Consider the following 8789-nt stretch of genomic DNA (forward strand, 5'->3'; position numbering starts at 1 on the left):
GAGCGGGCGCGTCGCACGATGCAGGCCCGTAAGGAGGCGCGTCGCGTCCGGCGTGCCCGCAGGGAGCTCGGCGCCCGGACGCGGGCCGCGCCGCCCGCGCCGCGCCGGCCCACGTCCACGTCGGGCATGACGCCGCTGTTCTGAACGGTCGAGGCGATGGGAGGGAGGTGATCGACTTGGACTGGTCGCATGTGGCGGGGATCGGTCTGGCCCTGTGGCTGGCGTTCCTCGTCGCCCTGGCCGTCCACCTGACCTGGGTGGCGGCCGTCGGACACGACCGTGACGTGATGTGCGGGTATCTGCGCGTCATGGCGGGGCTGGTGCTGTTCATGCTGCCCATCGCGGGCGGCATGCTCTGGCTGCTGCGCTGACGTCAAGCGAACGCACCAACGAGCAAACGAACCAACGAGCAAATGGGTGCCGGCCAACAGGCCGGCGCCCATACACACGAAACGGGAAAGGGCATATGACATGAAAGACAAGGAACCAGAGGAACAGAACCTCGACGACCTGCTGAACATTCTGGCCGAACTCCTCTATGAGGCGCATCGGCCGGCGGAACGGGATCTCGACCGCATCGACGGCATGATCCGATCCCACACCGCCGGAAAACCGGCCGCGGACCCCGACACCTGGGGCTTCTACGCGTGGGCCACGATCCTCGATCCGGTCGACCGGATCCTCGACGCGCTCGGGGAACGCCGCATTCGAGAGCACCTTGATCCCGCCCATCCCATGACCGAACGGGACCTGTGGATGGCCTGCCGCATCTGGTCGCGATGGACGCAGATCGCGGACCGGCTCAAGTCGCTGGTCGAGATGATCGACGGAACCGCGACATGCGAGTCGGACAAGGCTCGATTCCTCCTCCGCCGGCGACTGACCGAACTCACGGACGGCACCGAATCGGGGGATTTCGATCGTTCCGACGACGACTATTGGATCCCAGAATCGGGGGAGTGGCGGGACTGGAGGATCCTGGTCGACATGTGCGTCGGCGACTGGATGACGCCGAAGGCCCTGCACACGATCGCCGCGATGATGAGCCGAGGCTCCGGAGCCCCGACACGACGGACGACCGAAGAAGACGCGGCATGACGGGAACCACGGCATTATCCGGAGCGTTCGACATCAAGGACGCGCTGGCGGAACGATGGCGGAGGACCGGGAGGGCCGGATTCTGGCCGGAGATCACGGTCAGCGCGCCCGACGGAGACCTCCGGCTGGATGGAGTCGCTCTGGAATGGTCGTATCAGGTCATGTGGGTGCACGGCTACGAGATCAAGGTCAGCCGCTCCGACTGGCTGAGGGACGCCAAGTACGAACGCTACCGTCCCTACGTGGACACACTGACCGTGGTCTGCCCGAAGGGGCTCATCGCACGCGATGAGGTACCGGGCGACATCGGACTCATGTGGTACGACCCCGAGCGGGACGTGCTGCGGTACCGACGCAGGCCCGGCTATGATGCGCCCGGCGTGGACACCGGTCCGATCAAGGATCGACTGCTGCGCGAGATCGCACGCAGCATGTTCTACGATCCGAGCGTCAGCCGGTACGGCCGGTACCACACCGCCAGGGAGCTTCTGGAGCAGAAGGCCGCGATGGCCGACGTGGGCGCCAGACTGGGGTCGAAGCTCGCCCGGCGCATCCAGGAGCTGGAGCGACTGCAGGAACCCACGTCCATGCGCCGCATGGAGGCGAAGGGCCGCGCATACGACCGGCTCACCGGCCTGATCTCCACCGGGCCGCCGCTCTGATCGGGATGATCGAGGGAACCACGACATGGATTCACGCTCCGGACGCAAATCGCCCCGCCTGGTATTCGAGCACATCCCTGCGCAGGATCAGGCGCTTTCCCCCGTCGAACAGGCGGGCGCACGGAATCCTCCCCGAATCCAGAAGCCGGCGAACCGTCACCGGAGTGACGCCCAGCAGCCTCGCCGCCTGCCCGGTGGAGATCAGGTCGGGCTCCCCGCCCGACGTGAGCGCCCCCATCACCTTCCCGATCTGCTCGTCGGTCAGGGGGATCACCCTCCCGTCACCCGTCGTCAGACACGCGGAACCCTCGGCCTCCTTCATCCCCGGTACGGCCTCCATGCCGAGGAGCCTCAGCATCTCCATCTCCAGAACCGACAGTTTCCGCGACCGATCCATGACGTTCGCTCCTCCCCATGTGAAACAACATGACCATGCATCACGATAATATCAAACATAACGAAAAAAACGATCACCGTGACGGGGTGCGGACCCGATCCCGTTCCGTCACGACCCAAGGGAAGGCGGAGATCGATCATGATCATGCTCTTCTGGTACGCGTTCGTGCTCGTGGGCACCCTGGCCCTGGGCGCCCTGGCGCTGCTGTTCAACTTCCTCGTCGCCCCGCTGCGCACTCTGGCATGGATCATCCAGAAGATCGCCGGCGCGATCGCGGTGCTCGACCTCGCCCTGCTGGCGGTCGCGGGGATCGAGGTCGGGTTCGGAAACCTCGGACTGAAGGAGGGGCTGCTCTTCGGGGGCGTTCTGGCCGCATGCATCGTCGTCGGCGTCCTGACCCAATGGTTCATCGAACGGCCCACCCGGCTCGAACGCCGCGAGGCCGAGGCCGAACTGCGCCGGCGCGACATGGCGATGGAGGACGAGATCCGCCGCCGCATGGCCGACCGGTGGGACCGGACCGGGGGAGGGGCGGCGCCGCACGACGGACGCGAGGTCATCGACACGACGGTCGCGCCCGATCCCCGGTCCGGTCCCGGCTGCCGCTGACGAAGACACCGGACGGAAACCTTGATCGTGCGGCTTAAGGCCGTGCATGAGAGTGCCATCACCCGGCAAAAGGACGGCGGATTCGAGATGCGCCTGACCGGAGAGCAGCTCGCCCACGGCCCCTACATCAGCTCGCCCCGGAACAGCTCGGCATGGGAGCCGATGTAGGGCCCATGCCCGCGCGTTCACATGATTCTCCCAGCCTCCGCCCATACGACCGCAAGCCCGAACCGCCTACACTGGAACCACGGCCCGCCCGGCCGCGCATAACCTCATTCCCTTCTCTCTCCAGGGGACCCCGATCCAGCGGACCGGGGTCCCCTTTCCCATGCCCGCCCGGCCCGTACGACGGGGCGGACAAGACCCGCCCGGAACGCGCCACCATGGAACAGGCCGGCACGGAAACCCGCCGGCCGGACAGGAGAGACCATCATGAACCAGACCGCCACACAGGCCACACCCCGCATCGAACCCTACGAGCGCGCCGAACGCGACTGCCGGTGCGCACTATGCGCCGGCGTCATCCCCGCCGGCGCGTCCGCCGCCAGGATCACCATGCACGCCGCCGACCGGGGGATCCTCTCGCTCATCGCCTGCACCGCATGCCTCACCGTCGTCGCCGCGATGAACCGGTTCGACCCCGACGGCCGTCCGCGCCGCACGCCCGTGGCGACGTTCGACAGGCCCGCCATGACCGCGTGGGCCGGCCAGACCATCGCCCGGGCCCGCGCACCCCGATCCCAGACCAGGATCGGCGGCGACTACCTCGACCGCATCCAGGCCAACACCCGCCATTAGCCGGCCGGACACGGGAAAGGAAACCACGACCATGACCGACATCACCATCCGCCGCATGCTCGACGCCGGACTCGTCCCGCACGGCACGCCCATCGACCTCGTCCTCGCCACGCCCGACGGACGCGACGGGGAGCACGCCGGAACCGTCCCGGTGGAGGACATGCCCTACGCGCCCGACTGGATCCTCGACGCGCCCCTCATCCTCATCGACGCGCGCGACCGCGGGCGCCTCCGCCTCGCCATCGGCATCGCCCCGCCCGTCCGACGCCGCGCCCACGCGGGGGAGGAGACCCCATGCAACCCCGCATGATCACGACCGGCGGCCAGCTCGCCCGGCTCGCCGAACGCATCACCGACCCCGACCGGCGCAACACCATCGTGGTCCTGTCCGTCACGTACGCCGACGGACGCCCCCGCTTCGACCCGGACGACATCGCCCGGGCCGTCGACGGCACCGACACCGACGTCTGCCTGCTCGCCGAGGCCGCCATGGGAGGACGACTCTCCCGCCTCACCGGAGGCGCGATGTGCGCCTACGACGGCGCCGCCAGCATCATCCCCGCCTACGGGCGGGCCCGCACCGTGATCCGGCGCGACGAATCCAGCATGGACTACCTGCTCGAACAGACCCTGATCCACTCCTCCTTCACCCGTCCCAAACGCTCCGGCGCCGACGAGACGCGGCCCGCACGGACGCGACGGGCGAAGCCGGGTCCGGCGAAACCACCAAGACGACGTGACGCCGCAGGCGGCGCCGCGGCCGGCCCGGATCCCTCGGCCTGGCCCGACGACATGCTCGACGACTGGCTCCGCCTCGCCGTCGCCGTCGCCTGGGCCGACGGCACCGACCCCGCCACCAAACGCCGGCACCCCCTGCCCGGATCATGGGACATCGCACCGGGACTCGGCCGCACCATCGCCCGCCGCGCCGACCGGACCAGCATGCTGCGCCGCATGGCCGCGATCCTCGACGGGCTGGACACCACCGCACACCCGGTGAGGGAAGGACGCGTCGGACCGAACCGGCGGGGACGATGGGGCGGACTCGTCTGGCGCGCCTACGCCAAGCAGGGCAGCCCCGCCGCCGGGCGCATCCACTACACCCGCGACACGGACGGACGCGTCGTCTTCCTGGAGTCCGGCGGCCACGACGACATGATCTGAGGAGACAGGGGCGAGTGACGCCGAACCGGTGGGGAAGACCCCCGACTCCGGCCCGGCGCAGCGGCTCACACCAGTTGGAGGGTCCGGCCGTCCGGCAGGACCGCGTCGACGTGAAGCCGCCCGCCGATCGCCTGAAGATACCGGCGCAACGTACGGATCTCCGTACGATCCACATCCCCGGACTCCAGGGCGCTGACCCGCTTCTGACTGACGCCCATGCGCTCGGCGAGCTGCTTCTGCGTCACGTCCTGCGCCCTGCGGGCCTCCCTGAGCTCATACAGGCGCATCTCCTCGACGAGACGGTCCCTGGCCTTGTCGATCTCCTCCTGGGTGATGCCGCTGTCGGCGGCGAACTGTTCAGGCGTGTAGCTCATTTCAGATCCTTTCCGTAATGATCCTCCAGCCAGCGCACATACCGGGCCTCGGCCTCCGGTATGGCCCTGCGATACCACTTGTCCCATTTGCGCTGCTTGTCGCCTCCGACGAGCATGATCGCCCTGCGTCTCGGATCGAAGACGAACAGGATGCGGATTTCGCTGTTCCCGGACGACCCTGGTCTCAGCTCCTTCATCGATTTGATGACGGAACCCTCGATCTTGCCGACCAGCGGGCGTTTGAGGTTGGGGCCGCATTCCTCCAGCACCTTGATCGCCGCAAGGATCTGCACTCTTGATGGTCGATCCAGAGTGTTCAACCATTCCCGGATCGGTTCGAGTTCTATCGTCCACATACCCACAAATATACCATATAAGGTATATATATCGGGTGAGTGGGCAGCCTCCTCCGATCCCCTCGGAGCATGGAACCTCCCCGGGCTCAGGAAGCGAAAATCCATGGCCACGACTGAAAGAATCCGGCCATATTGAAACTATGGCACCATCCTGTAATTCTTCTGACGCTTTTTAACATCCCGGAAGGGGATGCGCGTATGGGCGGGACGCCGGTCCACGTCGATTCCCCCGGAGGGCCTCACCCGCTCAACGATGCGCGAACGGCCCCCGGCGGATGCCGAAACCCTTCCCCCATTCATTCCTCGAATCCCCGATCACCCGCATCAGATCCTCCCGGCCCATCACCCCGGCGAACGGCATGATCGACCGCATATCGATGCCCTTCTGCGACACGTCGAGCGCCACGGACCTCAGACGATCCGGATCCGGATCCTTCAGCGTCTCGCGCCACTCGGCCACCAGACCATGGTAGTAGGAGCCGCGTACCCGGGCCTCGATGCGGGGCAGACGGGCCAAGCCCCTCGAACGGATCAGTCCCTCCGGATAGTCCCTCAGCAGCCGGAACATGAGCAGCCACTGCCGATACTCCTCAAGACCCCGGAAATCGGCGACGTCCACAACGGCATCACCACCGGCCCATCCCGGAACATGCCCGGCCTTCATCTCGCAGCCCTCCCGGCCCGCCCGCTCACGCGTCCACCTCCGCATACGCCACCGAACACGGCACACCCAGCACCGCCAGCCGATCCGCCGCCATCCGCACCGCCGCGTTCTCCGAAGGCCAATCACCGGCATTCCCCGCACGACGGAAATCCGCCTTACACCGCCAATACGACAGCAGCAGCGGCGCCGGCTCCACACCACGCTCACGCGCCACACGCGCCGCCGACACCGCCATCTCCACGATCGCCCGCGCACGCGCATCCGCCCGCGCCCACAGGCCCTCCACCAGATCCCACGCCTCACGCCGCGGCGGATAGAACTCACCCGGATCCTCCCACGCGACCACCGTCTGCCGGCTCACCCCCACCAGACGGGCCACCTGCGCCTGACTCAGACCCAACGACTCCCGCATCACCCGGAAATCCGCCTTGCTCCGCGACACGAACGGACCACGCTCGACAGCATCCGACACCACGCCAAACCTCCCGAAAACCAAAGGGAACGACCATCGCCCCCACACCACCATCATACACCATGTCAACCAAAAACAGACAACCAGTCAACCAAAACACGACACCCAGCCACCCGACGGGCAGCCGGACCCACCCCGGAAAAACCACGCGGCGCAAGGCCACGCGCACACCCCCGAACCGGGGGCATGCGCGCGACAGCACCCCACCCGCTCGTACCGTCGCGGGGACGCGCCGCGAACCCGAACCACAGGTCCGGGCGGTGGCCGACAGCCAGCATCGCGCACGCCCGGCGCGTCGCAACGGGACCCCGCGCGTCCCGGCCCCAAGGGGCCGGCCCCGAACCCGCCTCCCTCCGCTCCGACGCCCCGATGATAGCGCCGGCCGGCCGAGGCCGGCGCTCGGACGGGACGCCTCCGCTCCACTCGACGGAACCAGGGGCCCTCCGGGTCCGCGCGCCCGTGGCGCCACGCGACGGAGCATGCGCCATGCCGTCCGCCGTCCACCGGGGGAGACACCCCCCACGGACGGAAGGAACCGACATGAACGACACGAACGACACGAACGACACCCGCCTCATCCCATGCGACGTGTGCGGCACCGAACAGACCCCCGACCGGCTCGTCGAATGCGACAACCCCTACTGCAACCACCACCACGTATGCCCCGGATGCCACGGCCAGTGCGGGGAATGCAGCAACGACGTCTGCGACGACTGCTCCTACGAATGCGAATCATGCGGCTACCGGCTCTGCCCCGACTGCCGCTACGCCTGCGAGGACTGCGGCTGGGTGCTGTGCGGCGAATGCGGCTACACCGACGACGAAGGCGTCTACCGGTGCGTCACATGCCACCGCGAACACGCCGACGACCGACGCGAACCCCTCTACCGCGGCCCCTACGACGGCAAACCATGGGAGCACGCCGCCTACACCTACGGCATCGAGATCGAAATCGACGGCGACCACAGCCGCGAACCCCTCAAGACCAGCCCCCTCATCGCCGGATGGTGCCCCGACGGAAGCCTCGAAAGCGAAGGACTCGAATACCAGACCCAACCCCTCTCATGGAACCGGCAAACCCTCGAAGCCATCAACCGGCTCGTCGCCAGCATCCCCGAACACGGCGGCAACGCAGGCGGCCACATCCACATCAGACGCACCGCCCGGCAAACCCCCGCACGCTGGTACTGGGCGCTCACCGGACTCAACCCCCAGCAGGCCAAGGCCCTCAACATGCGCCACACCGACGACGCCCGCTGGTGCCACCTCACCCACGGCGACTACACCGGCAAGGCCACCGCAGTCAACGACCAGCACCGCAACACCATCGAACTCCGCACCTTCGGCCGATGGAACCGCAACACCGCCCAGAAACTCACCCCCGCCCTCACATGGCTCCACACCATGTGGCGGTTCCTCCAACACCACCCCGTCCACAGCCTCAAAACGCAGGACATCCAACGCATGAGCCAAACCGCCGCCCGAAACGCCATCCCACGACCCGAAGGCCCCGCCGCCGAACACCGCAGGCGCGCAACCGCCGCCCGCCGCATCATCGACACCGCCACCGAACACGCCAAGGAGGAAGCATGTGCGTGATCGCCACCATCAAACCCGGCACCATGCCCACCAGCACCGAACTCGCCCAAATGAGCGACGCCAACCCCAACGGAGCAGGCATCGCATGGTGGGACGGCCAACACCTCCACCGATACCGCAACCCCGACAACCACCAGACACTCGCCTACATCCACCACCACTGGCAAGCCGTCGAGAACGCCCCAGCCCTCATCCACTTCCGCCTCGCCACCCACGGAAGCGTATGCGAAGCCAACACCCACCCATTCGCCTACCAACTACCAGACGGCGAAACCGGCTACATCGCCCACAACGGCATCGCCCGCCGCCACACCCACGGCCCCCACGCCAACGACAGCCGCAACGCCATCGAAGCATGGCAGAACGGCCAAGACCCCCTCACCGACGGCACCCAAGGAGCCTTCGCCAAGATCGACCACACCGGCCACCTCACATGGATAGCCGGAGGCATCGAACTCCGCGACGGCATCACCGTCAGCAACCTCAACTGGCAATGGGCCGAAACCGACCCATGGGACACCCTCGACACCGCATGGCAGGACGGATGGGAGGAAGGCTACCAGCAAGCCACCCAAGACCTCGAAACCGGAGTCATC

Annotated in this window: 15 protein-coding genes; 10 read left to right on the forward strand and 5 right to left on the reverse strand. The window is 67.4% G+C overall.

The window, feature by feature from the left end; translation table 11 throughout:
* Window positions 1–167: 167 nt before the first annotated feature.
* From Uis1B_RS11120 to Uis1B_RS11130, 3 genes are all read left to right on the forward strand, one after another.
* Window positions 168–371 (forward strand): hypothetical protein, encoded by a 204-nt coding sequence (locus Uis1B_RS11120; RefSeq protein ID WP_101618313.1) that lies wholly within the window; start codon window positions 168–170, stop codon window positions 369–371.
* Window positions 372–471: 100 nt separating this feature from the next.
* Window positions 472–1098 carry a hypothetical protein gene (locus tag Uis1B_RS11125; protein WP_101618314.1) on the forward strand — a complete coding sequence of 209 codons (627 nt, stop codon included), beginning with the start codon at window positions 472–474 and terminating at the stop codon, window positions 1096–1098.
* A complete protein-coding gene (locus Uis1B_RS11130) occupies window positions 1095–1760 on the forward strand; it encodes a hypothetical protein (RefSeq protein WP_101618315.1) in 666 nt (221 codons plus the stop codon). The genes Uis1B_RS11125 and Uis1B_RS11130 overlap by 4 nt, the downstream gene beginning before the upstream one ends.
* A 31-nt stretch (window positions 1761–1791) precedes the next feature.
* Here Uis1B_RS11130 and Uis1B_RS11135 read toward each other — a convergent pair whose 3' ends face one another.
* Window positions 1792–2157 (reverse strand): helix-turn-helix domain-containing protein, encoded by a 366-nt coding sequence (locus Uis1B_RS11135; RefSeq protein ID WP_101618316.1) that lies wholly within the window; start codon window positions 2155–2157, stop codon window positions 1792–1794.
* Between the two features lie 138 nt (window positions 2158–2295).
* Here Uis1B_RS11135 and Uis1B_RS11140 point away from each other — a divergent pair, with 138 nt between their 5' ends.
* The 5 genes from Uis1B_RS11140 to Uis1B_RS11155 all read left to right on the forward strand — a co-directional run bounded on the left by Uis1B_RS11140 (window position 2296) and on the right by Uis1B_RS11155 (window position 4728).
* Entirely contained in the window at window positions 2296–2766 is a 471-nt protein-coding gene (locus Uis1B_RS11140; RefSeq protein ID WP_101618317.1) for a hypothetical protein, read from the forward strand.
* 27 nt (window positions 2767–2793) lie between these two features.
* On the forward strand, window positions 2794–2934 hold the full coding sequence (locus Uis1B_RS12100) for a hypothetical protein (protein WP_165782871.1): 141 nt from the start codon (window positions 2794–2796) through the stop codon (window positions 2932–2934).
* 264 nt (window positions 2935–3198) lie between these two features.
* Window positions 3199–3564: a hypothetical protein gene (locus tag Uis1B_RS11145; RefSeq protein ID WP_101618318.1), complete on the forward strand. Its 366-nt coding sequence runs from the start codon at window positions 3199–3201 to the stop codon at window positions 3562–3564.
* 31 nt (window positions 3565–3595) lie between these two features.
* Window positions 3596–3874, forward strand: a complete 279-nt coding sequence (locus Uis1B_RS11150; protein WP_101618319.1) for a hypothetical protein — start codon at window positions 3596–3598, stop codon at window positions 3872–3874.
* The gene (locus Uis1B_RS11155) at window positions 3859–4728 is read left to right on the forward strand and encodes a hypothetical protein (RefSeq protein ID WP_133124931.1); all 870 of its coding nucleotides are present in this window, start codon (window positions 3859–3861) and stop codon (window positions 4726–4728) included. The genes Uis1B_RS11150 and Uis1B_RS11155 overlap by 16 nt, the downstream gene beginning before the upstream one ends.
* 65 nt (window positions 4729–4793) lie before the next feature.
* On the opposite strand, the gene Uis1B_RS11160 is transcribed toward Uis1B_RS11155, so the two are convergent.
* From Uis1B_RS11160 to Uis1B_RS11175, 4 genes are all read right to left on the reverse strand, one after another.
* A complete protein-coding gene (locus Uis1B_RS11160; protein WP_101618321.1) occupies window positions 4794–5102 on the reverse strand; it encodes a helix-turn-helix domain-containing protein in 309 nt (102 codons plus the stop codon).
* Complete coding sequence (locus tag Uis1B_RS11165) at window positions 5099–5422, reverse strand: type II toxin-antitoxin system RelE/ParE family toxin (protein WP_243390362.1); 324 nt, start codon at window positions 5420–5422, stop codon at window positions 5099–5101. The genes Uis1B_RS11160 and Uis1B_RS11165 overlap by 4 nt, the downstream gene beginning before the upstream one ends.
* A 283-nt stretch (window positions 5423–5705) precedes the next feature.
* Window positions 5706–6167, reverse strand: a complete 462-nt coding sequence (locus tag Uis1B_RS11170; RefSeq protein WP_133124932.1) for a hypothetical protein — start codon at window positions 6165–6167, stop codon at window positions 5706–5708.
* The gene (locus Uis1B_RS11175) at window positions 6148–6597 is read right to left on the reverse strand and encodes a helix-turn-helix transcriptional regulator (protein ID WP_207763426.1); all 450 of its coding nucleotides are present in this window, start codon (window positions 6595–6597) and stop codon (window positions 6148–6150) included. The genes Uis1B_RS11170 and Uis1B_RS11175 overlap by 20 nt, the downstream gene beginning before the upstream one ends.
* Window positions 6598–7134: 537 nt before the next feature.
* Here Uis1B_RS11175 and Uis1B_RS11180 point away from each other — a divergent pair.
* Both Uis1B_RS11180 and Uis1B_RS11185 read left to right on the forward strand, forming a co-directional pair.
* Complete coding sequence (locus Uis1B_RS11180; protein WP_207763427.1) at window positions 7135–8193, forward strand: hypothetical protein; 1059 nt, start codon at window positions 7135–7137, stop codon at window positions 8191–8193.
* Window positions 8184–8789: class II glutamine amidotransferase (locus Uis1B_RS11185; RefSeq protein ID WP_101618325.1), on the forward strand; the 606-nt coding region annotated here is incomplete at its 3' end. The genes Uis1B_RS11180 and Uis1B_RS11185, both read left to right, overlap by 10 nt.

This window comes from Bifidobacterium margollesii, from assembly GCF_002860355.1.
In the GTDB taxonomy this organism is placed as follows: domain Bacteria; phylum Actinomycetota; class Actinomycetes; order Actinomycetales; family Bifidobacteriaceae; genus Galliscardovia; species Galliscardovia margollesii.

Bases quoted from the DNA above. Each gene is read 5' to 3' on its own strand.
- Uis1B_RS11125 (WP_101618314.1), top strand. From the start codon at position 472: ATGAAAGACAAGGAACCAGAGGAACAGAACCTCGACGACCTGCTGAAC.
- Uis1B_RS11130 (WP_101618315.1), top strand. From the start codon at position 1,095: ATGACGGGAACCACGGCATTATCCGGAGCGTTCGACATCAAGGACGCG.
- Uis1B_RS11135 (WP_101618316.1), bottom strand. From the start codon at position 2,157: ATGGATCGGTCGCGGAAACTGTCGGTTCTGGAGATGGAGATGCTGAGG.
- Uis1B_RS11140 (WP_101618317.1), top strand. From the start codon at position 2,296: ATGATCATGCTCTTCTGGTACGCGTTCGTGCTCGTGGGCACCCTGGCC.
- Uis1B_RS11145 (WP_101618318.1), top strand. From the start codon at position 3,199: ATGAACCAGACCGCCACACAGGCCACACCCCGCATCGAACCCTACGAG.
- Uis1B_RS11150 (WP_101618319.1), top strand. From the start codon at position 3,596: ATGACCGACATCACCATCCGCCGCATGCTCGACGCCGGACTCGTCCCG.
- Uis1B_RS11155 (WP_133124931.1), top strand. From the start codon at position 3,859: ATGCAACCCCGCATGATCACGACCGGCGGCCAGCTCGCCCGGCTCGCC.
- Uis1B_RS11160 (WP_101618321.1), bottom strand. From the start codon at position 5,102: ATGAGCTACACGCCTGAACAGTTCGCCGCCGACAGCGGCATCACCCAG.
- Uis1B_RS11170 (WP_133124932.1), bottom strand. From the start codon at position 6,167: ATGCGGAGGTGGACGCGTGAGCGGGCGGGCCGGGAGGGCTGCGAGATG.
- Uis1B_RS11180 (WP_207763427.1), top strand. From the start codon at position 7,135: ATGAACGACACGAACGACACGAACGACACCCGCCTCATCCCATGCGAC.